Raw genomic sequence first — 24083 nt, 5'->3', positions numbered from 1 at the left:
GCCTTCGCGGCCCATAGCCGTTGGAAGGACCGGCCAGCGGGAGCTGCCGTTGTGCGTAGCGCATGTTGAGGAGGGGAGAAGTGGAGGTTTCTGTTGCCAGGTACCTCCGAACCCCGCCTAGAAGTGCGAACCCCTAGGGCTTGAATTGAAGCTATCGCACCGCTTACGCGGCGAGACGTGCTTCCGCATAGTTGTCATTTGCAACTACAGGTTTAGCCCGATGACGGTGGTACCATGCCGGGCAAAAGTACGATCTTTACACCTTCGTCGATCCTATTTCGCCCCCATCAAAAACCGCTCTGTCGCCGACAGCAGCTTTTGGTGGAGGCGCCGGGTACCGCCCCCGGGTCCGAACGGCTTATTTCATCGCCCATTTATCGCCATAGTCGGTCAAGCCGACAAACCGAATATAGGGGGCCATCGCGAGAAATGAAAGGCCGCATTGGCACTTTGTCCCCGTGTCAAAACCGCATCTCCGAAGGGTTGACTTGGGCGCGGTCTCAACCGAAGCTTTGCCACGGTGAGGAGTTATCGACCTAGCGCACAAGTTGCAGCAGCGCGCCACAGCCCTCATCGATCGGATCCGTGGCGCCGACGAGGGGAATTTTGATGGCCGACTATCTTGCAGACGTGAAGAAATACGACGCTGGCGCCAGTGCGGATGCGGTCGAAAAGATCGTAAAGCACCTGGGCATCGCGCTCAGGAACCGTGATTCCTCACTGGTATCCTGCACCGACCCAAAGGAACTCGGTCGTGTCAGGGACAACTGGGTCGCCAAGAAACTCGGCATCAGCGACGCAGCGAAAGCCGATGCGGTGATCGAAAAGACCTGCAAGGCGATGGCGGCCGATAACACCAAGAGCCGGGTTACCTTCTACTATCTGGTTGCGAAGGACCTGGGCAAGCTCGGCTCCCTCTAACGATCGCGCGCTGACGATCGCGCGTCAATTTGCGGAGGCTGGCGCAGCCAATGCGCCAGCCGGTGACGTTATTGGGGACTGGCTGCCTTCAGGCAGGGCTTGCCGCTGCTTTGTGGTGTTCGATTGCCTGTCCGTCAGTTATGATGGCTGGACAACCGAATCGAGCCGGAACCGATGCGCCAGTATCTCGACCTCCTGCAGCACGTGCTGGACAACGGCGCCGATCGCGGCGACCGCACCGGCACCGGAACGCGCTCCGTCTTCGGCTACCAGATGCGTTTCGACCTGGCGCGCGGCTTTCCAGTCACCACCACCAAGAAATTGCATCTCAAGTCGATCATCCATGAACTTCTGTGGTTCCTGGCCGGCGACACCAACATCAAATATCTCACCGACCATGGCGTTTCGATCTGGGACGAATGGGCCGACGAGAATGGCGATCTCGGCCCGGTCTATGGCAAGCAGTGGCGCTCCTGGCCGGACGGCCATGGCGGGTCGATCGACCAGATCGCGAATCTTCTCAAGGAGATACGCAAAAATCCTCAATCTCGGCGGCTGATCGTTTCGGCGTGGAATCCGGCCGAGGTGGAAGCGATGGCGCTGCCGCCCTGCCACTGCCTGTTCCAGTTCTATGTCTCGGAAGGGCGGCTTTCCTGCCAGCTCTACCAGCGTTCGGCCGATATCTTCCTCGGCGTGCCGTTCAACATCGCTTCCTACGCCTTGCTGACGCTGATGGTGGCGCAGGTGACCGGGCTGAAGCCCGGCGATTTCGTCCACACGCTTGGTGACGCGCATCTCTACTCGAACCATTTCGAGCAGGCGCGCGAACAGCTGCGGCGCACGCCGAGGGCGCTGCCGACGATGTGGATCAATCCGGAGGTGAAGGACCTGTTCGCCTTCCGCTTCGAGGACTTTCGGCTGGAAAACTACGTCGCCGACGCGTCGATCAAGGCGCCGATCGCCGTCTAAGGTATGTTGATATTCAGGTGATGCCGGCCTGCAAACGGCAGCTTCCTGCGCTTCCCCGTTCTACTGCGTCGCCGTAGAACTGAGCTCACGTACGAAAAGTACGCTCCGCTCCGGTTCTCGGAACCCACCGTTTTCGACTCGGCCTGACCTGAATCTCAACACACCTTAGGTCCCGATAGCGGGTTTGCACGGCGCCCCTGAGCGCGATCAATTCAGTCTATGCCGACCATCACGTCTGAGGCCTTGACCACGGCATAGGCCTGCTTGCCCTTTTCGAGTTTGAGATCGGCGACGGCCTCGTTGGTGATCGAGGCGGTGACGATGGCGCCGCCACCAATGTCGATCCTGACATGCGAGGTGGTGGCTCCCTTGACGATTTCGGTGATCGTTCCCTTGAGAATGTTGCGGGCGCTGATCTTCATCGGAGTTCCTTTCCAAGGTTTCTTTGCCGGTCTTACCAGAACAATCGGTGTCGTACAGACGCTTTCAGGGCGCTCTGGGCCTTCCCTTGTTATATTCATGCGGATATATCGGTTGGCGGGCTTCGAGCCGATCGGATTTCAAACCAGGGAGAGTTTTCCATGACGCGCAATGGTTTCGGGTTGAGGGCGATCGCCATTGGCGGTTTTGCGGCGACGTTGATGGCGGCAGTGCCGGCAGCGCACGCGGAAGACAAGGTGGTGGTGTTTGCCGCGGCCAGCCTCAAGGACGCGCTGGATGCGGTGAACAAGGCCTGCGAGGCCGATGTCGGCGAAGCCGCGACCGTTTCCTATGCCGCAAGCTCGGCGCTGGCCAAGCAGATCGAGGGCGGGGCACCGGCCGACATCTTCATCTCGGCCGACCTCGATTGGATGAAATATCTGTCCGACAAGAAGCTGACCAAGCCGGATACCGAAGTGAAGCTGCTCGGCAACGAGATCGTGCTGGTGGCGCCGAAGGACTCGGCGGTTGAAACCAAGATCGAGAAGGGCTTCGACCTCGCCAAGCTGATCGGCGACGGCAAGCTCGCCATGGGCGATTTCAAGGCAGTGCCGGCCGGCAAATATGGCAAAGCTGCACTTGAATCGCTCGGCGTCTGGTCCTCGGTCGAGGGCAAGGTGGCGCAGGCCGAGAATGTGCGCGCGGCGCTGAAGCTGGTTTCGACGGGCGAAGCAGCCCTTGGCATCGTCTACGCCACCGACGCGCATGCCGAAAAGGGCGTCAAGGTGGTCGGCACCTTCCCGGAGGATTCGCATCCGCCGATCATCTATCCGGTTGCCCAGACCGCCGATTCGAAGGACAAGGATACGCCGGCTTTCCTGAAGTGCCTGCAGTCGGCCAAGGCAACCGCGCTGTTCAAGGATCAGGGTTTTACCGTGCTCGCGCCGAGCAACTGAGTTCCAAGGAGCTTCATCTCGCATTATGAATTGGCTGCTGGACCTCACTCCCGACGAATGGAATGCGGTCCGGCTGTCCATCAAGGTGGCGACGGTGGCGATGCTCGCCAGCCTGCCGCCGGGCATATTGATCGCGCTGGTGCTTGCCCGGGGACAGTTCTGGGGCAAGACGCTGCTCAATGGGCTGGTGCATCTGCCGCTGATCCTGCCGCCCGTGGTGACCGGCTATCTGCTGCTGCTCACCTTCGGCCGGCGTGGCCCGGCCGGCGCCTTCCTGGCCGAGCATTTCGGCATTGTTTTCTCCTTCCGCTGGACGGGTGCGGCGCTGGCTTGCGGCGTCATGGGCTTTCCCCTGATGGTGCGGGCGATCCGGCTGTCGATCGAGGCGGTGGACCGCAGGATGGAGGCGGCGGCGGGAACGCTCGGCGCCAATCCGCTCTGGGTGTTCGCCACCATCACGCTGCCGCTGATCCTGCCTGGGCTGATCGCCGGCGCCATCCTGGCCTTCGCCAAGGCGATGGGCGAGTTCGGCGCGACCATCACCTTCGTCTCCAACATACCCAATGAGACGCAGACATTGCCGTCGGCGATCTACACCTTCACACAGGTGCCGGGTGGCGATGAAGGAGCACTCCGTCTGACGCTGATTTCCATCGTCATTTCCATGGCCGCACTGGTGGCTTCGGAAGTGCTGGCGCGGCGGGTCGGCCGGCGGATGGACATCGAATGAGCGTTCTCGTCGACATCAGCCATCGGCTGGGCGGTTTCGCCATCGAAGCCCGGTTCGAAAGCGCCGGGCGGCTGACGGCGCTTTTCGGACCGTCGGGGTCGGGCAAGACGACGCTGATCAACATGATCGCCGGGCTGATCCGGCCCGACAAGGGGCGCATCGAGGTCGACGGCCGGGTGCTGGTCGATACGGCTGCCGGCATTTTCGTGCCGAAGCACAAGCGCCGCATCGGCATGGTGTTCCAGGATGCGCGCCTGTTCCCGCATATGAGCGTGGCCAGCAATCTGCGTTACGGCCGTTGGTTCACGCCACCAGCGGAGCGCTATGCTGACCTGGATGCCGTTGTCGATCTGCTCGGCATCGGCCCGCTGATGAACAGGCGACCGGCAAAGCTCTCGGGCGGCGAGAAGCAGCGCGTGGCGATCGGCCGGGCGCTGCTGGCCAGCCCCAGCCTCCTTCTCATGGACGAACCGCTGGCCTCGCTCGACGAAGCGCGCAAGGCCGAAATCCTGCCCTATATCGAACGGCTTCGCGACGAGACGAAAATCCCGATCGTGTATGTCAGCCATTCCGTCGCCGAGGTGGCGCGGCTGGCCAGCGACGTGGTGATGCTGGCGCAAGGCAATGTCATCGCCGGCGGACCGACCGAGGCGGTGATGCAAAGGCTAGACCTGTTGCCGGCGGAAGAGCGCGGCGAGGGCGGCGCCGTGCTGGACACCAGGGTGCTGCGTCATGACGAGACGTTCGGCATGACCGTGCTCGGCTCGGCCGCAGGCGAGATCCGGGTGCCGCGGCTGGCGATGACGACAGGTGCGAGGGTGCGCATTCGCATCCGTGCCCGCGATGTGATGATCGCCACCGAGAAACCGACAGGCCTCAGCGCACTCAACATCCTGCCGGGAACCATTACCGCGATAAGCCCCGGCGAGGGCCCGGCGGTCGAGGTCGGTATCGACTGCAACGGCGCAACCGTGCTTGCCCGCATCACCGAACAGTCTCGGCATACACTGAAGCTCCATCTCGGCGGCAAGGTTTTCGCGGTGGTCAAGACAGTGAGCTTCGACCGGGCCAACACCGGAGCCGGACTGCCCGTTGAGGCGGATGGATGAGGGGCGCTATGTTTTTTTGGAATAGCGGTGTGGCCGAGGAGATTCTAGTATGGGATCGGACGTGACCGCGGAGGAGCAAAAATGCCGTCGCTGAGCTTGCGGATAAATCTCGATCCGGACGGGCGCATCGGACCGGGCAAGATCGAGCTTTTGGAGCACATAGCTACTTTCGGCTCGATCTCGGCCGCGGCGCGCGGCATGGAGATGTCCTACAAGCATGCCTGGGACCTGGTCGAGGACATGAACCGGGTGTTCGGCAAACCGCTGGTGGCGGCGCAGACCGGTGGCCGCAAGGGCGGCGGCGCGCAACTGACGGCCGTGGGGCTGGCAGTGGTCAGCCGCTTCCGCGCCATCGAGCGCGCGGCGGCTGCCGCGGCGGCGACGCATATGGAGGCCCTGCAGGCGGAGATTGATGCGGGGTGAGGGCAGTGGGGCAGTAGGGCAGTAGGGCAGTAGGGCAGTAGGGCAGTAGGGCAGTAGGCAGGGAAGTAAGCAGGCATTCGTGTGCTGTCTTCCAGCACAAACATCCTTCACCTATTGCCCTACTGCCTTACTCCCCTATTGCCTTCCTATTCAGGTTTGCGAAGCAGATAGGTGTCCATGATCCAGCCCTTCTTCCGGCGGGCTTCTTCACGGGTTCTCTCAATCTCGGCGCCGATATCACCGAGACGGCCCGAGATGAGAATCTCGTCCGGGGTGCCGAGATAGGCGCCCCAGTGGATGACGACATCCTTGTCGTCCAGCGTGTTGAAGGCGCATTTGCCGTCGAGCAGGACGACCGCGCTGCCGGCATTGTCCGGCATGCCTTCCTCGGTCAGGCGGCGGCCGGTGGTGATGAGGACGGAATCGCCGATGCGGTTCAGCGCCATCTTGTGGCTGGCGGCAAGCGCCTGGACGGCGGTGATGCCGGGTATCACCTCGAGCTCGAACGCGACATTGCCTCGCAGGCGCACGCGCTCGAGGATGCGCAAGGCGCTGTCGTAGAGCGAAGGATCGCCCCAGATCAGGAAGGCGCCGCAGCCATCCCCCGCAATCTCGTCGCGGATCAGACCCTCGTAGATCGCGGCGATGGCCTCATGCCAGTCATCGACGGTCGAGCGGTAGGAGGGCGCCAGCCCATCTTCTACTGGCAGGTCGCGCACCGGCACGTCGAATTCAACGCGGCGGGACTTCGGGTTGGTGACGAAGCGGTCGCAGATATGACGGCGCAGTTCGGCAAGGTCGTTCTTTTTCTGCCCCTTGTCGGGGATAAACAGCACATCCGCCTGGTTCAGGCCTGATATGGCCTGAACGGTCATGTGGTCGGGATTGCCGGCGCCGATGCCGATGACGAGAAGCTTGCGCATGGAGCGAACTCCTGCCCGATCGGAACCTGTTAGTCCAGACCGCTGCTGCGTGTCCAGACTGCGTGGTCCAGATCCTTTGGTGCGCGCGGATGCGGAAGGGCTTTGAAACGCCACATTGAAACGGCTAGGGTCGTCAGGGCATTCTAGCCGAGGGGGCTTCCATGTTGCGATATGTTCTGACCGCCGTGATGGCCCTGTCGGCCGCGCCCGCGCTTGCCAATGATTCGGTTGCCGAACTTGGCACCGGCGGCCTGATCCTGTCGCGCAGCGACGCCGTGGCGATGCAAAGCGAGAACCTCTTCATCTCACCGGAAAAGGTGACGGTCGACTACGTCTTCCACAACAATACAGACAAGGATGTCGACGCCATTGTCGCCTTCCCGATGCCCGACATCTCAGGCAATCCCGAAGAAATCCCGGCGATCCCTGAAAATCAGAGCGATAATTTCCTCGGCTTCGAGGTGACGATCGATGGCGCGCCGGCAAAGCCGCAGCTCGAGCAGAAGGTGTTGGCGCTCGGCATCGACGTCAGCGCCGAGCTGAAAGCGCAGAACGTGCCGTTCTATCCATTCGGCGATGCGGCGAAGGCGGCACTGGCGAAGCTGCCGCAGGCGGTTACCGATGACTGGGTCAACCGCGGCATCATCATCGAGGACACTGGCAGCGACGGCACCGAGACGAACAAGGTCTACACGCCGTTCTGGCAATTGCGTTCGACCTATTGGTGGCGTTCGACCTTTCCGGCCAACAAGGACGTCCGCGTTTCCCACCGCTACAAGCCGAGCGTCGGCGGCACGTCTTCGGTCAGCTTTTTCTATGACGGCAAGTTCCAGGGGCAGTACGCCACCTACAAGACGCGCTACTGCATGGACGACACATTCGAGAACGCGGTGCGCAAGGCGGCCAAGGATGGTCCAGACGGCTATCCGCAGTATAACGAAAGCCGCATCGCCTATATCCTGACCACAGGCGGCAATTGGGCGGCAGGGACGATCGGCAAATTCAAGCTGACGGTCGACAAGGGCAATCCGAAAGCCCTGGTCTCGTTCTGCGGCGACAATGTCAAAAAGGTCGGGCCGACGACATTCGAGATGACGGCGGATGATTTCTATCCCGAGCACGACATCGACATCCTGATCCTCGATCCAACGGACGACAACTGATGCACGTCGCAATCTACGTCGCTATTGCCGAGAACGGCGTGATCGGGCGAGACGGCGGGTTGCCCTGGCGGCTCTCCACCGACCTCAAGCGCTTCAAGGCCGACACGATGGGCAAGCCCATCATCATGGGCCGCAAGACCTATGAGGGCATCGGCCGGCCGCTGCCGGGCAGGCTGAACATCGTCGTCACCCGCGACAAGGCCTGGCGCGCCGAAGGGGTCGAGGTGGCGCATTCGCTCGAAGCCGCGATCCAACTGGCAACGGTGCGCGGGCGCTGCATGGTCGGTGTGGACGAGGTCTGCGTCATCGGCGGCGGCGAAATCTATGCCCAGGCGCTGCTGTTGGCCGACCGGCTGCACGTCACCCATGTGCTGGCAGCAGTCGATGGCGATGCGCATTTCCCGCCGATCGATCCGGATTCCTGGCGTGTTGTCAGCTCGCAGGACGTTCCAGCCGGGGAAAAGGACAGCCACGCGACGCGCTATTCGGTTTACGAGCGCCGCCGCGAGAGACATTGAACGATAAAAAGGGCATTGAGAGAAGACAAAGGGTCGCGACCGGACCAAATCGGACAAGTCGGCAACGCATCGCGTTGAAAGCGCCTCGTGGCGTCCCTATAGAAGAACAATACTGGATTTTGCGCCGTAATACCGGCGCTTGAGGGAATTCCAAGCGAAAGGACATTCATGCCCTGGAACGATAAAAGCGGCGGTGGCGGCGGCCCATGGGGCGGCGGCGGCGGCAACAATCAGGGACCCTGGGGGCAGGGACCAAAGGGACCGAGCGGCCCACAGGGCTCGCCCCCCGATCTCGAAGACATCATCCGCCGCGGCCAGGACCGGCTGCGGCGCGTCCTGCCGGGTGGCGGTGGCGCAAGCCCGGCTATTTTCGCGCTGATCGCGGCGGCACTTGTGGTGCTGTGGGCGTTCAAGGCGGTTTACACCGTGCAGCCCGACGAGGTCGCGGTCGAACTGCGCTTCGGCAAGCCGAAGGCCGAACTGTCGCAGCCCGGCCTGCATTTCCATTGGTGGCCGCTCGAAACCGTCGAAACCGCCAAGATTTCCGAGCAGCTCGTCGATATCGGCGGCGGCGGCGCGACGAGTGGCAACACCTCCGGGCTGATGCTTACCGGCGACCAGAACATCGTCAACGTCCAGTTCTCGGTGGCCTATCAGGTCTCCGACCCGAGCGCGTACCTGTTCGACGTGTCCGATCCCGACGGCATGCTGCGGCAGGTTGCCGAAAGCGCCATGCGTGAAGCCGTCGGCCGCCGGCCGGCGCAGGACATCTTCCGCGACGACCGCCAGGGCATTGCCGCCTCGGTGCGTGAAATCATCCAGACGACGCTGGACGGCTACAAGTCCGGTCTCAACGTCAACGCCGTCTCGATCGAGGATGCGGCACCGCCACGCGAAGTGGCCGATGCGTTCGATGAGGTGCAGCGCGCCGAGCAGGACGAAGACAAGTTCGTCGAGCAGGCCAACCAGTACTCCAACCAGAAGCTCGGCCAGGCACGCGGCGAGGCCGCACAGATCCGCGAAGACGCGGCCGCCTACAAGAACCGGGTCGTGCAGGAAGCCGAGGGTGAGGCGCAGCGCTTCATCTCGGTCTATGACGAGTATGCCAAGGCGCCCGATGTGACACGCAAGCGGCTCTACCTCGAAACCATGGAGAAGGTTCTGAAGGATTCCAACAAGGTTATCGTCGAGCAAGGCAACGGGCAGGGTGTTGTGCCCTATCTGCCGCTGCCGGCATTGCAGCCGAAAGCGCCGGCACCAGCCGCCGCTGGTGGCGTTACGGGAGGTAACCAGTGATGGCCAACCGTCTTCCCATCATCGTCGTCGCAGCGGCCGTCATCCTGTTCCTGCTCTATTCGTCGGTCTTTGTGGTCAATGCGCGCCAGCAGGCACTGGTGCTCAGGTTCGGCGAGATCGTCGACGTCAAGAGCAAGCCCGGCATCTACTTCAAGGCGCCGTTCTCGTTCTTCGACGCCGACACGGTGCAACTGATCGAGAACCGGGTGCTGCGCTTCGACCTCGACAACATTCGCGTCCAGGTGTCGGGCGGCAAGTTCTATGAGGTTGACGCCTTCATCGCCTATCGCATCTCGGATCCGCGGGTCTTCCGCTCCGCCGTGTCCGGTCAGATCGAATTGGCCGAAGCCCGGCTCAGGACGCGTCTCGACGCCGCCTTGCGCCGTGTCTACGGTCTGCGCGATTTCGAGGCCGCACTCTCCGAACAGCGCGCCGTGATGATGCGCGAAGTTCGCGATCAGCTCAGGCCCGACGCAACGTCGCTCGGCCTGCAGATCGAGGATGTCCGTATCCGCCGCACGGATCTCACGGCCGAGGTCTCACAGCAGACCTTCGACCGCATGAAGGCGGAACGCCTGGCGGAAGCCGCGCGGCTGAGGGCACGCGGTAACGAAGCGGCGCAGCGCATCACGGCCCGCGCCGATCGCGAAGTGGTCGAGATCGTCGCCGAAGCGCAGAAAGAGTCGGAAATCCTGCGAGGCGAGGGCGAAGCCCAGCGTAGCGCCACCTTCGCGGGAGCGTATCAGCGCGATCCGGCTTTCTTCGACTTCTACCGGTCGATGAATGCCTATGGCACGGCGCTGGACAACACCGGAACGACGATGGTGCTGTCGCCGAACTCGGAGTTCTTCCGCTTCTTCCGCAATCCCGACGGCAGCGAGGCGCCGGCGAAGCCGGTTTCGCCGGCCCCAACCGCTCCGGCGACGGCACCTGCCGCGCCGGCGGCACAGCCAAGCACCGGCCAGTAGCGGCCGGTGCAGGATTTTCTCGCCGCCATGGGCCTCGTCCTTGTCATAGAAGGTCTGGTCTATGGCGGCTTTCCCGGCCTTGCCAGGAAGCTTGCCACCGAAGTGCTGTCGCTGCCCGAGAACGCGCTCCGGACTGCCGGGCTGGCGGCGATCGCCATCGGTGTCGGCATCGTCTGGCTGGTGCGAGGCGGATGACGGCGGCAAGAGCTTCGGTTTTCGGATACGAGCTTCGATCCCGGGGATACGAGCTTCGATCCGAGATAACGGATGATTTATCCTCTGCCGATAGTCATAGCCGCAAACGTGCCGTATTTTTTGCCAACATGGCGCGACGCGGCGTTTTCGTCGAAGCGCTTTTCTTTTCAAGAATACCGGGAGGCTTCTCGATGACATCCAATACTATTTTGCGCGCGGCACGGCGGACGTTCATCGCCGGCGCGGCGGCACTTCTTGTCAGCGCCGTCGCTGTCCCGTCCGTGACACCGACATTTGCCGCGGATGGACCTGCTTCGGTCGCCGACCTGGCGCAAGGCCTGCTCGGCGCCGTGGTCAATATCTCGACCTCGCAGACGGTGAAGGGCACCGAAGGTCCGGGTGCGGTGCCGATGCCTCAGTTGCCCGAGGGCTCACCCTTCCAGGATTTCTTCGACGATTTCTTCAAGAACCGTGGCGGCGACAAGGATAACGGCGCGCAGAAGGTGCAGTCTCTGGGCTCCGGCTTCGTCATTGATGCCGAGCAAGGCATCGTCGTCACCAACAACCATGTCATCGCCGACGCCGACGACATCGAGGTCAATTTCTCCGACGGCATCACCTTGAAGGCGACGCTGGTCGGCACCGATACCAAGACGGATGTCGCGGTGCTGAAGGTCGATCCGAAGGGCCACAAGCTGACAGCCGTGAAGTTCGGCGATTCCACCAAGATGCGCGTCGGCGACTGGGTGATGGCGATCGGCAATCCGTTCGGCCTCGGCGGCACGGTGACGGTCGGCATCGTCTCCGCCCGCAACCGCGACATCAATTCCGGCCCCTATGACGACTTCATCCAGACCGATGCCGCGATCAACCGTGGCAATTCCGGCGGACCGCTGTTCAACAGTGCGGGCGAGGTCATCGGCATCAACACCGCGATCATTTCGCCTTCCGGCGGCTCGATCGGCATCGGCTTCTCCATTCCCTCCCAGCTCGCCTCGGGCGTCGTCGACCAGTTGCGCCAGTTCGGCGAGACACGGCGCGGCTGGCTCGGCGTGCGCATCCAGCCGGTGACCGACGACATCGCCGAGAGCCTCGGCATGGCGACTGCCAAGGGCGCGCTGGTTGCCGGCGTCATCAAGGGCGGTCCGGTCGACAATGGGACCATCCAGGCCGGCGACGTCATCATCAAGTTCGACGGCAAGGACATCCATGAAATGCGCGACCTGCCGCGCGTCGTCGCCGAAAGCCCGGTCGGCAAGGCTGTCGACGTGCTCATCGTGCGCAAGGGTGTCGAGCAGACCGTGAAAGTGACGCTCGGCCGGCTCGAGGATGGCGAAAAGCTCGCCAGCGGCGAGGACGGCAGCAACACCGACCAGGACAAGGGCGACAAGGCTCCAGCCGTTTCGACGGCTTCGGTGCTCGGCATGACGGTCGGCGAACTGAACGACGAGACGCGCAAGAAGTTCAGCATTGCCGCCGACGTCTCCGGTGTCGTCATCACCGATGTCAGCAAGGATTCGGCTGCCGCTGAGCGAGGCATCCAGCCGGGCGAGGTGATCACCGAGATCGCACAGGAATCGGTTGCCACGCCCAAGGACGTCATGGACCGGATCGGCGCCTTGAAGGAACAGGGGCGTAAGAATGCGCTCTTGATGCTGGCGTCGAAGACCGGCGAGCTCAGGTTCGTCACGATACGGATGGACTGAGCTCCGGAAGATCCGACAGCACTGAAAGAAAAGGGCGGCTAGCGAGCCGCCCTTTTTCTTGCCTGCCAGTCCTGGCGCGACAGCCTGTAGAGCACGTGTCGTTTGAGCGCGGGATGGCTGTCGGGAATGCTGGGGTGGTCGAAATCGCCGGACGGATCTGCGGTCATGCCGAGGCGTTGCATGACGGCGGTGGAGCGGCGGTTGGCCGCGACGGCGAATGACACGATTTCATCGAGGCCAAGCGTCTCGAAGCCGTAGGCCAGCCATGCTTCGGCTGCCTCGGTGACATAGCCCTTGCCCCAGAACTCAGGTGCCAGCCGCCAGCCGATCTCGACGGTGCCGGCGGGCAGGGATGGCACATGATCGGTGTCGAGGAGACCGATGAAGCCGATGGATTCACCGGTGGCGGTGATCTCGGCGGCGGCAAAACCGTATCCGTCCTCCGCGATCCAGGCCCGGAACTCGTCCATCTTGGCATCCGCGGCGGCGCGATCGCGGCGGAACGGAAAGAACTCCATCACCTGTTCGTCGGAGTTGATGCGATGGAAAAGTGCGCGGTCGCGATCCTCCCAGTTGCGCAGGATCAGGCGCTCGGTACGCATTGGTTTCATTGCACAAACTCTTCCTGTTTGTAGCCCTGCACATAGAGCAGCGCAGTCAGGTCGCCATGGTCGATGCGGACCTTTGCCTGTGCCGCGACCGTTGGCTTGGCGTGAAGCGCGACACCGGTACCGGCCAGGCGGATCATGTCGAGATCATTGGCGCCGTCGCCGACCGCGATGGCGTCGGCGGGGGTCAGGCCGAGCCGCGCTGAAATTTCGAGCAGCGCGTCGGCCTTTGCGGCGCGGCCGAGGATCGGCTCGCCGACCAGCCCGGTGAAGCGGCCGTCCTGTTCGAGCAGGCGATTGGCGCGGTTCTCCTGGAAGCCGAGCATGGCCGCGATGCGCGTCGTGAAGACCTCGAATCCGCCGGACACGAGTGCCGTCCAGGCGCCATTGGCGCGCATGGTCCGGACCAGCGCGCGGCCGCCCGAGGCCAGCGTCAGGCGATTGGCGACGATGCGATCGACCACGGCGGCGTCGAGACCCTTGAGCAACGCCACCCGCTCGCGCAGGGCCGGTTCGAAAGCGATCTCGCCATTCATCGATCGCGCGGTAATCGTGGCAACCCGATCCTTGACGCCGATCTCATCGGCCAGTTCGTCGATGCATTCCTGGTCGATCATGGTCGAATCCATGTCGGCGATCAGGATTTTCTTGCGGCGGGTTTCGGCCTGCTGGACGATCACGTCGACCGCCTCGGTGGCGAGTGCCGTGCGCAAGGCGGCATTCGTATCAGCGGCATCAGCCACCTCGGGCAGGACGAGATCGCAGGCAATCCCTTCAGCCAGCCAGACAACAGCGCTTGCGCCGACCGACCGTGACGCCATATTCGCAAGCGACAGCGACAAAGCGCGCTCAGTGGGACGGGAAACAAGCGTGGCGACAAGCGGCATGGAACATTCCGGCGGACAGGCGGGCGAGGGCCGCGTGAAGAACGCGATCCTGATAGCCGGGCCGACCGCCAGCGGCAAGTCGGCGCTGGCGCTCGATCTGGCCGAACGCAAGGGTGGCGTGATCGTCAACACCGATTCCATGCAGGGCTATTCGGTTCTAGACGTGCTGACCGCCCGGCCGGAGGCGGCCGACCTCGCGCGCGCACCGCATTTCCTCTACGGCCATGTCCATCCGGCCACAGCCTATTCCACCGGCGCCTGGCTGCGCGACGTGATGAAGCTGATCGACGACGGCACGCTCTCCGGCCGGCCCGTAATCTTTGTCGGCGGCACCGGGCTCTATTTTCGCGCGCTGGCCGAGGGCATTTCGGAAATGCCCGACATTCCGCAGCGGATCCGCGACCGCTGGCGTTACGAGTTGAAGGAGCAGGGCGCCGTCAAGCTGCACGGCCTGCTGCTGCGCGAGGATTCGGCGACCGCCATGACGCTGAAGCCGACCGACAGCCAGCGTGTCGTGCGGGCATTGGAGGTGCTCGACGCGTCGGGCCGTTCGATCCGGGAATGGCAGGCAGAACGCGGCCAGCCACTCATCGACAGGGGCAGCGCGCGTTTCTTCGTGATCGAGCCGGACCGGGCGGTGCTGGTCGGCCGCATCGAAAAACGCTTCGACCAGATGCTGGACAAAGGCGCGCTGGACGAGGTTCGGCGGCTATCGGCGCTTGGCCTCGGTCGCGATTTGCCGGCGATGAAAGCGATCGGCGTTCGCGAACTGCAGGCCGCGATGGCCGGAGAGATTGGCTTTCCCGAGGCGATCGAACGCGCCAAGATTGCGACCAGGCAATATTCCAAGCGGCAGACAACCTGGTTCAGGCATCAGCTGGAGCCGGAATGGCTGAGATTGCGCCCTGGTGACGATCTGGAAACCACGATCTGATCGCTTGTTTCTATTGCAACCAGAAAAGTTTACCTGCAAGGAAAGGTTCTCGTTGCGGTTGTCCAAGTTAACCCTCCGTAAGCCCGCCCATGCCATAAGGTCAGTGGGCACTTTTCCATTGGGGAGCAGATGCGTTTCCACAAGGCGGAATCAGCATTTTTCGTCTTTATTTTCGTGATCCTGGCCGCTGGCCTGGTGACGCTGCATGCCTATGGACTTCTGCAATCCTTCGCCAACGAGCTGCATACGGCTTCGGGCCTGGACAAGGTCATCTATCTCAACAAGCTTTTGTTCGCGACCGGCGTGCTCCTGGCCACTGCGCTGTTCTTCGGCATTTTCTTCATCTATCCGCTGATCCGAAAACAGGCGACGGAAGAAGGCAAGCTGCGCGCCATGACGGTCTCGCTCAGCGCCCGCTCGGAAACGCTCGAGCATGCGGCCCTGACCGACGGCCTGACCGGCATGCAGAACCGGCGCTATTTCGACGATGCGCTGAAGGAGTATCTCGAGGAGTTCAGGCGTATCGAAAAGCCCGTCGGGCTGATGATCCTCGATCTCGACCATTTCAAGCAGGTCAACGACACCCACGGCCATGACGTTGGCGACGAGGTGCTCAAGGCCGTCGCAAACTGTCTCAAGGACATGACGCGCTACCACGACGTGGTGGCGCGATTGGGCGGCGAGGAGTTCGCCGTGGTCACGCCCAACATGGATGCCGAGCTTCTGGGCAAGTTTGCCGAGCGCATCCGCAAGGCGATCGCCAACATGTCGGTGCTCTCAGGCAATGTCCGCCTCAAGATCACCACCAGCGTCGGGCTTGCCGTCTGGGACCGCAAGGAGACGGCGGAAGAGTTCTATCGCCGTGCCGATCGCCAACTCTACGAGGCGAAGAGGCAAGGCCGCAACCGCGTCTGCGCCTAAAATCCCGAAGAAGAATTCATGAGGCCGGTCGCCTGGCGCGGCTTTCTCGACTTCCGGTGCTCACGGACTAGATGTCCGCTCCGCTCCGGCTTCTCGAAAGCCACGTCATGCACTCGGCCTGATGAATTCCCTTTCGGGATTTACCCAAGCAAGCTAACGAAGCTGAGCCTCGGAAGCCTGGCGCGGCTTCTCGGTCAGTCGGCAGAGGACTTGATGCTGCTGACCTAATCGTTTTGCGGGCGCAGGCCGAAGGTTGCGGGCTTGAGACCGTAGCGCATGTCGAAATCGTCGTCCGATGGTGCGCGCGTGGCGGGTGGCTTGCGGTAGTCGGGATCGCCCGCCTGGCGGCCTGAATCGACGACTTCCGCGAAGGCCATCGCCTGTTGCGTTGGTTTCGGCACGTTGCGCAGGCGTTCGACGATCGCCACCAGATCGACATCGTCGCCGGCTTTCGAAGAGGCGGCCTCTTCGCGCTTGGCCGTGCCGGGAAGCAGGTGGCTCGGCAGTTTTTCGAACTTCAGCCGCATGGTCGTCGCTACGCCTTCGCCAAAGGCGATGGCTTCGCGCTGGCCCATGGAGGACAGGAAGGCAAGCGACGAGGCGGAAGAGTCGGCAATCGCCGAGCGGATGATCGCCTGGTCCTGCTCATTGGCGAGCCGCATGGCGAAGAAGGTCGAACATTGCGACAGGATGGTCGGGTCGAGTTCTCCAGGGCGCTGGGTGACCACGCCGAGATAACAGCCATACTTGCGACCTTCCTTGGCGATGCGCGAAAGCGCATGCCTGGTCGGCGCGAAGCCGAGACGCGGATCGGCGGGCATATAGCGGTGCGCTTCTTCGCACAAAAACAGAAGCTGCAGCTTGCCTTCGCTCCACAGAGCGAGGTCGAATGCCAGGCGCGCTAGCACCGAACAGACGGAATTGACCACTTCGGACGGCATGCCGGCCATCTCGAAGCAGGTTACCGGGCGGCCATGATGCGGCACGCGGAAGATGTTGCCGATCGTCTCGTGGATAGTGTCCTCGATCAGGCGCGAGTTGAACATGAAGCGGTAGCGTGGGTCGGCAGCTGCCGATTCGATGCGCGTCTTCAGCGATCGGAGCGTCGGGCGATCGGTTTTGCTTTCGAGCATGCCCATGCGCTCATCGATCTGCTTGAGGAGGTCGGCGATACGGTAAGGCACCGGTGTATCGGCGGTCAGCGCATCGCTGCCGCGCCGCAGATAGGCGCCGGAATTCGGATTGCGGTAAAGGTTCTTGGCGGCCGGAATGAGGTCGCGCAAGGCATCGATTTCTTCGGGCTCGGTCTCACGGCCCCGAAACAGCACCTCGGCGAATTCCTCCAGCGTGAACATCCAGAACGGAAGATCCAAGGTCTTGGAATCGACCCTGACGCAGTATTCGGGCAGCGACGCCGCGAACTCATTGTGCGGATCGAGGATCAGGATGCGCAGGTCGGGCCGTGCCGCGATCGACTTGCGCAGCAGCAGCGAGACGGCGGTGGATTTGCCGACACCGGTGGTGCCGACAATGGCGAAGTGACGCGCCAGCGTGTCGTCGATGGCGATGTTGGCGGCGATCGTCTCGTCCTGCGCGAGCGTGCCGATGGTGATCGAATGACGCCCGGCGAGATCATAGACCGCCTGCAGGTCGCGGGTGCGGATGCGGTGCGCAACGGCGCCGATATGCGGATAGGTTGTGATGCCGCGATCGAAGACCGGTCTGGCGCCGGGCTCGGCTCCGTCACGCACTTCGCCGATCAGTTCGATGCTGACCTCGATCGCGTTCTGGCCCTCATTGCTCCAGGCTCGATCCGACTTGCCGATCTCGTAGACCAGGCCGACGGTTCGCGTGGATCCAAGATTGATGGAAATCATCTTGCCGACCGTCCACAGGCCGGTCACCGCGCCGTCGACATCGTCCGCATAGGCGCTGATGGTGGCACGCGCGCCGTCGCATTGCACGACATTGCCAAGGATGCGTCTGTCGTTCTGCTCGGCGTTGCGGCGCTCCTGCGATGTCGGTTCCCCAACGGAGGCTTCGCGTTCGACATACATGGACAGGCCAATCCCCATTTCCCCTGGAGTATCGACCCTACAGGAATGGGGTTAAGGCCCGATGAGGTTGGATGGTGTAGAGAGGATTAAGGAGCCCGAGAAAATCGTCGCGAGGCGGCTCTTTTCCCACATCCATATTTCGCTATAATAGACGTATGGATGATATAGCGAACGATATTTCCTCGACGATCGGCCGAAGGATACACGCCGAAAGGATCATGCGGGACTGGTCTCTGGCCGAACTTGCCGAGCGTTCTGGCGTCTCGAAGGCGATGCTGAGCACGATCGAGCGCGGCAAGACCAGCCCGACGGCGGCTCTTCTGGTGCGCATCGCGTCGGCCTTCGGCATGACGCTGTCAACCTTGATCGTGCGCGCGGAGTTGCAGGGTGGCGGGCTGCTGCGCGAGGCCGACCAGCCGGTGTGGCGCGATCCCGATACCGGCTATGTCAGACGGCACCTTTCGCCGGCTTCCGACATGCCGCTTGAGCTGATCAGGGTGCAGCTGCCGGCGGGCGCCAAGGTCAGCTTCCCGGCCGCCTCCTACGCCTTCATCAAGCAGCAGATATGGCTCATTTCCGGGCGGCTCGAATTCGTCGAGGGCGATGTAGTGCACGGGCTCGAACCAGGCGATTGCCTGGCGCTTGGAGCGCCGTCGGACTGCACCTTCCATGCCCTGGAGACCGGTGCCGACTATCTCGTCGCGCTGGTCAGGGGCTGACATCATGGCGAGAAGACCAAAGCGCTCCCACAATGGGGGGCCGCCTCTCGATGAGTACAAGGGGCCGCCATGGGGCAAGGGCGATCCCTACATATTCCTTGCCTGGCAGGCCGCCCATGCCAAGGCGTGGAAGGCTCCGAGCCGCGAGGTCATGCTGCTGCGCATGGACAGAGCCGAGCGGCTTGGCCTGACCTATGAGGAGTACACGCTCGAGATTCTGGAGCGCGGGCGGCATCTCAGGGAAGAAGACACCGAACGCATCAGCGCCATCAAGGCGGCGCGAAAGCGACGCCGCGTGCGTCATCTGGACTGACGGCAATGTGCTCGCATCTATCGCAATCACAGGACATCCTGCACATGAACTCGATCGAGATCGGAACCCTGACCCCGGCTGCTGGGATGCAGGACATGCTGACCGAATTGCTGGTCGCGACGGTGGCGGCCGGCGGATCGGTGAGCTTCATGCATCCGCTGGCGCCGCAGGCAGCAAGGGCGTTCTGGGAGAAATCGCTGGCAGCCGCGGCGAGAGGGGAAAGGACGGTGCTTGGCGCTTGGGACGGCGAGGTCCTGGTCGGCACCGTGACCTTGCTGCTCGACTGCCCGCCCAACCAGCCGCACCGGGCCGAGATCGCCAAGCTGATGACATCAGTCGGTTGCCGGGGCCGGGGTGTGGGAACGCGCCTGATGCGGGCCGCTGAGAGCCTCGCCATCGAGAAGGGGCGCACGCTGCTGGTTCTGGACACGGCAACCGAGGAGGGCGCTTCAGGCCTCTATGAGCGGTTGGGCTTCACGCTGGCCGGCGAAATACCGGACTATGCCCTGAAGCCGCATGGCGGGTTGACCGGCACACTGATCTACTGGAAGCGGATCGGGCCAATCTCGTAGCCAGTCATGCCGGCGCGGAGAGGCGCGACAGCAGCCAGTTGCGAAAATCCTGCTCGGCACCGGTCAGGCGGGCAGTCGACGCCTTGGTCAGAAAATGCCCCGATGTGCTGGAGAGTTCGAAGTCGGAAAGCCTGACCAGCGTCTTGCTGTCGAGCGCCGCATCAACCAGTGGCCGCGAGCCCAGTAACACTCCGGCGCCGGCGCTGGCCGCTTCCATGGCGGCGACGAAACTGTCGAAGCGGTGCGATCGCCTGGGGTGGCCAGCCATCCCGGCGGCGGCGAACCATTCCGCCCACATCTCGCGTGCGCCGGCAACCAGAAGCAGCGGCAGGGAGGTCCAGTCTGCGTCGCTGGCCAAGCCCGGCGCCGCCACCGGCACGAGCTGCTCGGCGGTCAGCCTGTCGGCTTCGCGGCCGGGAAAGGATCCGTTGCCGAAGCGGATGTCGAGCACGGAGCCCGGCAAGTCGTAGTCAGCAGGGCGATGGATCGTCACCAGGTCGAGCTGGATGCGCGGCAGCGCCTTCGCCAGATCGGGCAGCGCCGGGGCGAGCATCAACAAGGCAAAGGAGATCGGCGCGCGGATCGAAACGGTCTGGACGGCGCGCGGCTCGAACAATTCCGCGGTGCTGTTGCCGATGGTGGCGAAGGCCGACTGGATATGGGGCAGGTAGGCTGCACCCTCTGGTGACAGCGCGACGCCGCGCGCCAGCCGCGAAAACAGGCGCGTCTTCAGCCGCTCCTCGAGAAACCGGATGTGCTGGCTGACGGCCGCCTGAGTAAGGCCAAGCTCGGCTGCCGCCGCGGTGAAATTCGACAGCCGCGCCGCGGCCTCGAAACTGCGCAGCCAGTCGAGGGGAGGCAGGGGTGAGTTTGTTCGAGCCATTAGTGTACTATGGTCATTGGCCAAAAAATGATAATTTGAATTATGCCTGTCGCGCGGCCAACATGCAATCGAAACCCTGCGGATCGGGCTGCGGGGACGCAATGGACAGGAACGGATCTCCATGCTCACCCACGCGCGGATCGGCGACGAAGGCAGAACAATCGACCTTGGCTGGAAGGACGGGTCGCGCACGCGCTTCCACGCCATGTGGCTGCGCGACAATGCGCTGGACGACAAGACGCGCAGCGCCGGCAACGGCCAACGGCTCATCACCATCCTCGACATTCCCGCCGACACCAAGATCGGCGCCGCGTCGATCAAGGGCGGCGCCCTGGAAATCAGCTTCGTGCCCGAGCAAAAAACGGTGAGTTTCCCGGCGGCATGGCTGAGCGCCAACGCCTATGATCGCGACGCAGCGCGCCAGCCCGGCTGGACAGGCGAGGACACCGTGCGATGGACCAAGGCCACCATGCAGAATTCGGTCCCGCGCGCCGGTTATTCTGCCGCCAGCGGCGACCAAGCCGTCTTGCGGCAATGGCTGTCGGCGGTGAAAGCCTATGGCTTCGCGGTGATGGACGATCTGCCCACCGAATCCGGAGCGCTTTGCAAAGTGTCCGATCTGTTCGGCTATATCAGGGAGACCAATTACGGGCGCTGGTTCGAAGTGCGCGCCGAGGTCAATCCCAGCAATCTCGCCTACACGAATCTCGGCCTCCAGGCGCACACCGACAATCCCTATCGCGACCCGGTGCCGACACTGCAGATCCTGTCCTGTATCGAAAATACGGTTGAGGGTGGCGAGTCCAGTGTCGTTGACGGGTTTGCCGTTGCGGCCGCGCTGCAGGCTGAGAACCCCGAAGGCTTCCGGCTGTTGAGTTCATGCCCGGCGCGCTTCGAATATGCCGGCTCTTCCGGCGTTCGGTTGCAGGCAAAGCGGCCGATGATCGAGCTCGGGCCCGATGGCGAGCTGATCTGCATCCGCTTCAACAACCGTTCGCTGGCGCCGACGGTCGATGTGCCGTTCGCCGACATGGAGGCTTACTACGCCGCCTATCGCCGGTTCGCAGAACTGATCGAGGATCCATCCTTCGAGGTGACCTTCAAGCTCGAAGTGGGGCAGGCTTTCATCGTCGACAACACGCGCGTCATGCATGCCCGCAAGGCGTTTTCCGGCACCGGCAAACGCTGGCTGCAGGGTTGCTATGCCGACAAGGACGGCCTGCTGTCGACGCTCGCGGCGATCGAGCACGGGTTCAAGGAGGCGGCGGAATGAGCGGCCAGGACCTGAACGCGGACACCATCGTCGAGTTCATCGCCGACATCTTCGAGCGCCGGGGTGCGGAATCCTATCTCGGTGAACCCGTCACCATGTCCGAGCACATGCTGCAGGGCGCCTGGTTCGCCGAACAGGACGGCGCGCCCGACGAACTGGTCGCGGCGGCCCTGCTGCACGACATCGGCCACTACACCAGCGAGTTCGGCACCTATTCGCCAGAGGATGTCGAAGACAAGCATCATGACGAGGCTGGTGGCGAGGTGCTGGCGCCGTTCTTTCCGCCTGTCATCGTCGAATGCGTCAGGCTGCATGTCGCGGCCAAGCGCTATCTCTGCGCCACCGACCCGACCTATTTCGGCAAGCTCTCGCAGGCCTCGGTGCATACGCTGTCGCTGCAAGGCGGACCGATGAGCGCCGAGGAGGTGGCCGAGTTCCGCAAGAACCCGTTCCACGAGGAAGCGGTCCGAGTCCGCATCTGGGATGAGAGCGGCAAGATCGCCAACATGAAGACGCGGACGTTTCGCGATTACGTGCCGCTGCTGCAGCGGGTTGTCAGCGACTTTCGCGATCGCGCCTGACGGCGGGCATAAGCTCGACACCTGTTCATATGCATGCTGGAGGCGCGGCATTCGCCGCACCTCCCTTGGTGCCTTGTCCGGTTGACTATCCCTTGTGGTGGACCTGCTGCAGCCCGTAGACCGGCGTCGCGATGCCTTCGTGCCGCGCCTTCAATTGCAGCGACAGGAATTGCGAATAGTGGCGTGACTGGTGCAAATTGCCGCCGTGGAACCACAGCGCTTCCTGTTGCGTCGGCTTCCACATGTTGCGCAACTCGCCTTCCCAAGGGCCGGGATCCTTGGTGGTGTTCGAGCCGAGGCCCCAGCATTTGCCAACCTTGTCGGCGGTTTCGCGCGATATCAGATCGGCGGCCCAGCCATTCATCGAGCCGTAGCCGGTGGCGTAGACGATGAGGTCCGCAGGCAGTTCCGATCTATCGGAGAGCAGGACCGAATGCTCCTTGATCTCTTTGACGTCGACGCCGCTCTTCAGCTTGATCGAACCATCGATGACCAGTTGCGAGGCGCCGACATCGATGTAATAGCCAGAGCCGCGCCTGAGGTACTTCATGAACAGGCCGGACTCGTCGTCGCCCCAGTCGAGCATGAAACCGGCCTTTTCCAGTCCCTTGTAGAATGCCGCGTCGCGCTTCTTCATCTCGGCATAGGCCGGAATCTGGAACTCGTGCAGGATCTTGTAGGGCAGCGAAGCAAAGATCAGGTCGGCCTTGGCCGTGGTGATGCCATTCTGCAGCGCCTGCTCCGAATAGAGCGAACCCAGGCCGATTTCCATCAACGTGTCGGATCTGGAGATGTGGGTACTCGAGCGCTGCACCATGGTGACGTCTGCACCGGCTTCCCAAAGTGCGGCTGCGATGTCGTGGGCGGAATTGTTGGAACCGATGACGACGGCCTTTTTGCCGGCATAGGCGTCGGGGCCGGGGTGCTTCGAGGAGTGATGCTGGTCGCCCTTGAAACTCTCCATGCCCTTGAACTTCGGCAGATTGGCCTTGCCGGACTGTCCGGTTGCCAGCACCAGCTGCTTGGGCCTCAGCGTGATGTCCTTGCCGTCGCGGTGCACGACGACAGTCCATTCCTTCTTCTTGTCGTCATAGGAAGCGCTCTTGGCCTCGGTCGAGGACCAGTAATTCAGCTCCATCACCTTGGTGTACATTTCCAGCCAGTCGCCGATCTTGTCCTTGGGCGAGAAGACCGGCCAGTTCCTCGGGAAATCGATATAGGGCAGATGGTCGTACCAGACCGGGTCATGCAGGCAGAGCGACTTGTAGCGTTTGCGCCAGCTGTCGCCAGCTCGCTCGTTCTTCTCGATGATGATGGTCGGGACGCCAAGCTGCCGCAGCCGCGCGCCAAGCGCGATGCCGCCCTGGCCGCCGCCGATGATGACCGTATAGGGCTGTGTCTTGAAGCCGAGCTCGGCGGCTTCCTTCTCGCGTTCTTCCTTCCATGTCGGACGGTTCTTACCAGAACCATGTTTGGCGCCCATCGGCCGCGCGAAGCCCGCCGGCTCTTCGTGACCTTTCAACTCGGTCATGGTGGTCAGCAGCGTCCAGATCTTGCCGTCCTTCAGCCTGATATGACCGAAGCCGCGCGCCACCTCCGTCTCGAAGCTGATCCAGCCCTCGATCAACCCGCCGCTCTCGGTCGCGTCCTCGCCCTTGGCGATGGCAAAGTGTGACGGCCTCGTTTTCGACAACTGACTTTTCAGCATGTCGCGGACCTGGTCGCGGCCTTCCATGGTCTTGATGTTCCAGGTGAAGGTGACGAGGTCGCGCCAGTAGCAATCCTCCTGAAAGCAATCGACCGCTTTCTCGATATCATTGGCGGCGACGGCGCCGCCGAATTGGTCGAGCAGGTCGGACAGTTTCTTGCTAGGGGCCTTGTCGAGCATCAGGTTTCCTCCCGTGAAATCCAGATCGTCATGGTGGCTCCGCCGGACTTGCCGGCCGGAAAGCCAAGTATCGGCAGAGATAGCGGCCCTCGTCACGCCCCACCATAGTTTCAAGCGGTTTCAACGGCTTATCTGAAGAGCACGATTCGG

At 62.8% G+C, this 24083-nt stretch carries 26 protein-coding genes and 1 other RNA gene; 19 read left to right on the top strand and 8 right to left on the bottom strand.

What is annotated here, in order from left to right; all coding sequences use genetic code 11:
- Nucleotides 1-79: 79 nt before the first annotated feature.
- Nucleotides 80-439: a transfer-messenger RNA gene (ssrA, locus tag EJ076_RS24155) on the bottom strand.
- A gap of 170 nt (nucleotides 440-609) precedes the next feature.
- On the opposite strand from ssrA, the gene EJ076_RS24150 reads away from it, so the two are divergent.
- Nucleotides 610-921 (top strand): DUF2853 family protein, encoded by a 312-nt coding sequence (locus tag EJ076_RS24150; protein WP_109668129.1) that lies wholly within the window; start codon nucleotides 610-612, stop codon nucleotides 919-921.
- Nucleotides 922-1095: 174 nt separating this feature from the next.
- Entirely contained in the window at nucleotides 1096-1890 is a 795-nt protein-coding gene (locus EJ076_RS24145) for a thymidylate synthase (protein ID WP_109668127.1), read from the top strand.
- Between the two features lie 212 nt (nucleotides 1891-2102).
- Here EJ076_RS24145 and EJ076_RS24140 read toward each other — a convergent pair whose 3' ends face one another.
- The gene (locus EJ076_RS24140) at nucleotides 2103-2312 is read right to left on the bottom strand and encodes a molybdopterin-binding protein (RefSeq protein WP_095202217.1); all 210 of its coding nucleotides are present in this window, start codon (nucleotides 2310-2312) and stop codon (nucleotides 2103-2105) included.
- Between the two features lie 159 nt (nucleotides 2313-2471).
- Between EJ076_RS24140 and modA the strand changes: the two genes are divergently transcribed.
- From modA to EJ076_RS24120, 4 genes are all read left to right on the top strand, one after another.
- Nucleotides 2472-3266 (top strand): molybdate ABC transporter substrate-binding protein, encoded by a 795-nt coding sequence (gene modA, locus EJ076_RS24135; RefSeq protein ID WP_126069509.1) that lies wholly within the window; start codon nucleotides 2472-2474, stop codon nucleotides 3264-3266.
- A gap of 25 nt (nucleotides 3267-3291) precedes the next feature.
- Entirely contained in the window at nucleotides 3292-3996 is a 705-nt protein-coding gene (gene modB, locus EJ076_RS24130; protein ID WP_126069508.1) for a molybdate ABC transporter permease subunit, read from the top strand.
- On the top strand, nucleotides 3993-5105 hold the full coding sequence (gene modC, locus EJ076_RS24125) for a molybdenum ABC transporter ATP-binding protein (RefSeq protein WP_126069507.1): 1113 nt from the start codon (nucleotides 3993-3995) through the stop codon (nucleotides 5103-5105). The genes modB and modC overlap by 4 nt, the downstream gene beginning before the upstream one ends.
- 81 nt (nucleotides 5106-5186) lie before the next feature.
- Nucleotides 5187-5528, top strand: a complete 342-nt coding sequence (locus EJ076_RS24120) for a winged helix-turn-helix domain-containing protein (protein ID WP_109668119.1) — start codon at nucleotides 5187-5189, stop codon at nucleotides 5526-5528.
- A gap of 146 nt (nucleotides 5529-5674) precedes the next feature.
- Here the strand turns inward: EJ076_RS24120 and cobF are convergent, their stop codons facing one another.
- Entirely contained in the window at nucleotides 5675-6451 is a 777-nt protein-coding gene (gene cobF, locus EJ076_RS24115; protein WP_126069506.1) for a precorrin-6A synthase (deacetylating), read from the bottom strand.
- A 161-nt stretch (nucleotides 6452-6612) separates the two neighbouring features.
- On the opposite strand from cobF, the gene EJ076_RS24110 reads away from it, so the two are divergent.
- The 6 genes from EJ076_RS24110 to EJ076_RS24085 all read left to right on the top strand — a co-directional run bounded on the left by EJ076_RS24110 (nucleotide 6613) and on the right by EJ076_RS24085 (nucleotide 12297).
- The gene (locus EJ076_RS24110; protein ID WP_126069505.1) at nucleotides 6613-7614 is read left to right on the top strand and encodes a DUF4424 domain-containing protein; all 1002 of its coding nucleotides are present in this window, start codon (nucleotides 6613-6615) and stop codon (nucleotides 7612-7614) included.
- Nucleotides 7614-8132 carry a dihydrofolate reductase gene (locus EJ076_RS24105; protein WP_109668113.1) on the top strand — a complete coding sequence of 173 codons (519 nt, stop codon included), beginning with the start codon at nucleotides 7614-7616 and terminating at the stop codon, nucleotides 8130-8132. The genes EJ076_RS24110 and EJ076_RS24105 overlap by 1 nt, the downstream gene beginning before the upstream one ends.
- A gap of 168 nt (nucleotides 8133-8300) precedes the next feature.
- Nucleotides 8301-9428 carry an FtsH protease activity modulator HflK gene (gene hflK, locus EJ076_RS24100; RefSeq protein WP_109668111.1) on the top strand — a complete coding sequence of 376 codons (1128 nt, stop codon included), beginning with the start codon at nucleotides 8301-8303 and terminating at the stop codon, nucleotides 9426-9428.
- Entirely contained in the window at nucleotides 9428-10396 is a 969-nt protein-coding gene (locus EJ076_RS24095; protein ID WP_109668109.1) for a protease modulator HflC, read from the top strand. The genes hflK and EJ076_RS24095 overlap by 1 nt, the downstream gene beginning before the upstream one ends.
- 6 nt (nucleotides 10397-10402) lie before the next feature.
- Nucleotides 10403-10591, top strand: a complete 189-nt coding sequence (locus EJ076_RS24090) for a DUF2065 domain-containing protein (protein WP_126069504.1) — start codon at nucleotides 10403-10405, stop codon at nucleotides 10589-10591.
- Nucleotides 10592-10782: 191 nt separating this feature from the next.
- A complete protein-coding gene (locus EJ076_RS24085) occupies nucleotides 10783-12297 on the top strand; it encodes a DegQ family serine endoprotease (RefSeq protein ID WP_126069503.1) in 1515 nt (504 codons plus the stop codon).
- Nucleotides 12298-12335: 38 nt separating this feature from the next.
- Here EJ076_RS24085 and EJ076_RS24080 read toward each other — a convergent pair whose 3' ends face one another.
- Both EJ076_RS24080 and serB read right to left on the bottom strand, forming a co-directional pair.
- Nucleotides 12336-12908 carry a GNAT family N-acetyltransferase gene (locus EJ076_RS24080; RefSeq protein WP_126069502.1) on the bottom strand — a complete coding sequence of 191 codons (573 nt, stop codon included), beginning with the start codon at nucleotides 12906-12908 and terminating at the stop codon, nucleotides 12336-12338.
- Entirely contained in the window at nucleotides 12905-13792 is an 888-nt protein-coding gene (gene serB / locus EJ076_RS24075) for a phosphoserine phosphatase SerB (protein WP_109668102.1), read from the bottom strand. The genes EJ076_RS24080 and serB overlap by 4 nt, the downstream gene beginning before the upstream one ends.
- Between serB and miaA the strand changes: the two genes are divergently transcribed.
- Nucleotides 13791-14726 (top strand): tRNA (adenosine(37)-N6)-dimethylallyltransferase MiaA, encoded by a 936-nt coding sequence (miaA, locus tag EJ076_RS24070; RefSeq protein ID WP_126069501.1) that lies wholly within the window; start codon nucleotides 13791-13793, stop codon nucleotides 14724-14726. The genes serB and miaA overlap by 2 nt on opposite strands.
- 129 nt (nucleotides 14727-14855) lie before the next feature.
- Entirely contained in the window at nucleotides 14856-15647 is a 792-nt protein-coding gene (locus EJ076_RS24065; RefSeq protein ID WP_056583040.1) for a GGDEF domain-containing protein, read from the top strand.
- Nucleotides 15648-15871: 224 nt separating this feature from the next.
- On the opposite strand, the gene EJ076_RS24060 is transcribed toward EJ076_RS24065, so the two are convergent.
- The gene (locus tag EJ076_RS24060) at nucleotides 15872-17704 is read right to left on the bottom strand and encodes an ATP-binding protein (protein WP_126069500.1); all 1833 of its coding nucleotides are present in this window, start codon (nucleotides 17702-17704) and stop codon (nucleotides 15872-15874) included.
- Between the two features lie 155 nt (nucleotides 17705-17859).
- On the opposite strand from EJ076_RS24060, the gene EJ076_RS24055 reads away from it, so the two are divergent.
- From EJ076_RS24055 to EJ076_RS24045, 3 genes are read left to right on the top strand one after another with little or no spacing between them, the layout of a single operon-like run.
- Nucleotides 17860-18423 (top strand): XRE family transcriptional regulator, encoded by a 564-nt coding sequence (locus EJ076_RS24055; protein WP_126069499.1) that lies wholly within the window; start codon nucleotides 17860-17862, stop codon nucleotides 18421-18423.
- Nucleotides 18424-18427: 4 nt separating this feature from the next.
- On the top strand, nucleotides 18428-18736 hold the full coding sequence (locus EJ076_RS24050) for a hypothetical protein (RefSeq protein ID WP_057142921.1): 309 nt from the start codon (nucleotides 18428-18430) through the stop codon (nucleotides 18734-18736).
- Between the two features lie 44 nt (nucleotides 18737-18780).
- Nucleotides 18781-19308 carry an N-acetyltransferase gene (locus tag EJ076_RS24045; RefSeq protein ID WP_126069498.1) on the top strand — a complete coding sequence of 176 codons (528 nt, stop codon included), beginning with the start codon at nucleotides 18781-18783 and terminating at the stop codon, nucleotides 19306-19308.
- Nucleotides 19309-19312: 4 nt separating this feature from the next.
- Here EJ076_RS24045 and EJ076_RS24040 read toward each other — a convergent pair whose 3' ends face one another.
- Nucleotides 19313-20191: a LysR family transcriptional regulator gene (locus tag EJ076_RS24040; protein ID WP_126069497.1), complete on the bottom strand. Its 879-nt coding sequence runs from the start codon at nucleotides 20189-20191 to the stop codon at nucleotides 19313-19315.
- 121 nt (nucleotides 20192-20312) lie between these two features.
- Here EJ076_RS24040 and EJ076_RS24035 point away from each other — a divergent pair, with 121 nt between their 5' ends.
- Nucleotides 20313-21464: a gamma-butyrobetaine dioxygenase gene (locus EJ076_RS24035; RefSeq protein WP_126069496.1), complete on the top strand. Its 1152-nt coding sequence runs from the start codon at nucleotides 20313-20315 to the stop codon at nucleotides 21462-21464.
- Nucleotides 21461-22045, top strand: a complete 585-nt coding sequence (locus EJ076_RS24030; protein WP_126069495.1) for an HD domain-containing protein — start codon at nucleotides 21461-21463, stop codon at nucleotides 22043-22045. Before EJ076_RS24035 ends, EJ076_RS24030 begins: the two co-directional genes overlap by 4 nt.
- A gap of 85 nt (nucleotides 22046-22130) precedes the next feature.
- On the opposite strand, the gene EJ076_RS24025 is transcribed toward EJ076_RS24030, so the two are convergent.
- Complete coding sequence (locus tag EJ076_RS24025; protein ID WP_126069494.1) at nucleotides 22131-23933, bottom strand: NAD(P)/FAD-dependent oxidoreductase; 1803 nt, start codon at nucleotides 23931-23933, stop codon at nucleotides 22131-22133.
- Between the last annotated feature and the right edge of the window lie 150 nt (nucleotides 23934-24083).

This window comes from Mesorhizobium sp. M7D.F.Ca.US.005.01.1.1 (assembly GCF_003952545.1).
Classification (GTDB): domain Bacteria; phylum Pseudomonadota; class Alphaproteobacteria; order Rhizobiales; family Rhizobiaceae; genus Mesorhizobium; species Mesorhizobium loti.
This window is presented reverse-complemented; position numbering and strand designations above follow the sequence as displayed.

Bases quoted from the DNA above. Each gene is read 5' to 3' on its own strand.
- EJ076_RS24150 (WP_109668129.1), top strand. From the start codon at position 610: ATGGCCGACTATCTTGCAGACGTGAAGAAATACGACGCTGGCGCCAGT.
- EJ076_RS24145 (WP_109668127.1), top strand. From the start codon at position 1,096: ATGCGCCAGTATCTCGACCTCCTGCAGCACGTGCTGGACAACGGCGCC.
- EJ076_RS24140 (WP_095202217.1), bottom strand. From the start codon at position 2,312: ATGAAGATCAGCGCCCGCAACATTCTCAAGGGAACGATCACCGAAATC.
- modA (WP_126069509.1), top strand. From the start codon at position 2,472: ATGACGCGCAATGGTTTCGGGTTGAGGGCGATCGCCATTGGCGGTTTT.
- modB (WP_126069508.1), top strand. From the start codon at position 3,292: ATGAATTGGCTGCTGGACCTCACTCCCGACGAATGGAATGCGGTCCGG.
- modC (WP_126069507.1), top strand. From the start codon at position 3,993: ATGAGCGTTCTCGTCGACATCAGCCATCGGCTGGGCGGTTTCGCCATC.
- EJ076_RS24120 (WP_109668119.1), top strand. From the start codon at position 5,187: ATGCCGTCGCTGAGCTTGCGGATAAATCTCGATCCGGACGGGCGCATC.
- cobF (WP_126069506.1), bottom strand. From the start codon at position 6,451: ATGCGCAAGCTTCTCGTCATCGGCATCGGCGCCGGCAATCCCGACCAC.
- EJ076_RS24110 (WP_126069505.1), top strand. From the start codon at position 6,613: ATGTTGCGATATGTTCTGACCGCCGTGATGGCCCTGTCGGCCGCGCCC.
- EJ076_RS24105 (WP_109668113.1), top strand. From the start codon at position 7,614: ATGCACGTCGCAATCTACGTCGCTATTGCCGAGAACGGCGTGATCGGG.
- hflK (WP_109668111.1), top strand. From the start codon at position 8,301: ATGCCCTGGAACGATAAAAGCGGCGGTGGCGGCGGCCCATGGGGCGGC.
- EJ076_RS24095 (WP_109668109.1), top strand. From the start codon at position 9,428: ATGGCCAACCGTCTTCCCATCATCGTCGTCGCAGCGGCCGTCATCCTG.
- EJ076_RS24085 (WP_126069503.1), top strand. From the start codon at position 10,783: ATGACATCCAATACTATTTTGCGCGCGGCACGGCGGACGTTCATCGCC.
- EJ076_RS24080 (WP_126069502.1), bottom strand. From the start codon at position 12,908: ATGAAACCAATGCGTACCGAGCGCCTGATCCTGCGCAACTGGGAGGAT.
- miaA (WP_126069501.1), top strand. From the start codon at position 13,791: ATGGAACATTCCGGCGGACAGGCGGGCGAGGGCCGCGTGAAGAACGCG.
- serB (WP_109668102.1), bottom strand. From the start codon at position 13,792: ATGCCGCTTGTCGCCACGCTTGTTTCCCGTCCCACTGAGCGCGCTTTG.
- EJ076_RS24065 (WP_056583040.1), top strand. From the start codon at position 14,856: ATGCGTTTCCACAAGGCGGAATCAGCATTTTTCGTCTTTATTTTCGTG.
- EJ076_RS24060 (WP_126069500.1), bottom strand. From the start codon at position 17,704: ATGTATGTCGAACGCGAAGCCTCCGTTGGGGAACCGACATCGCAGGAG.
- EJ076_RS24055 (WP_126069499.1), top strand. From the start codon at position 17,860: ATGGATGATATAGCGAACGATATTTCCTCGACGATCGGCCGAAGGATA.
- EJ076_RS24050 (WP_057142921.1), top strand. From the start codon at position 18,428: ATGGCGAGAAGACCAAAGCGCTCCCACAATGGGGGGCCGCCTCTCGAT.
- EJ076_RS24045 (WP_126069498.1), top strand. From the start codon at position 18,781: ATGAACTCGATCGAGATCGGAACCCTGACCCCGGCTGCTGGGATGCAG.
- EJ076_RS24040 (WP_126069497.1), bottom strand. From the start codon at position 20,191: ATGGCTCGAACAAACTCACCCCTGCCTCCCCTCGACTGGCTGCGCAGT.
- EJ076_RS24035 (WP_126069496.1), top strand. From the start codon at position 20,313: ATGCTCACCCACGCGCGGATCGGCGACGAAGGCAGAACAATCGACCTT.
- EJ076_RS24030 (WP_126069495.1), top strand. From the start codon at position 21,461: ATGAGCGGCCAGGACCTGAACGCGGACACCATCGTCGAGTTCATCGCC.
- EJ076_RS24025 (WP_126069494.1), bottom strand. From the start codon at position 23,933: ATGCTCGACAAGGCCCCTAGCAAGAAACTGTCCGACCTGCTCGACCAA.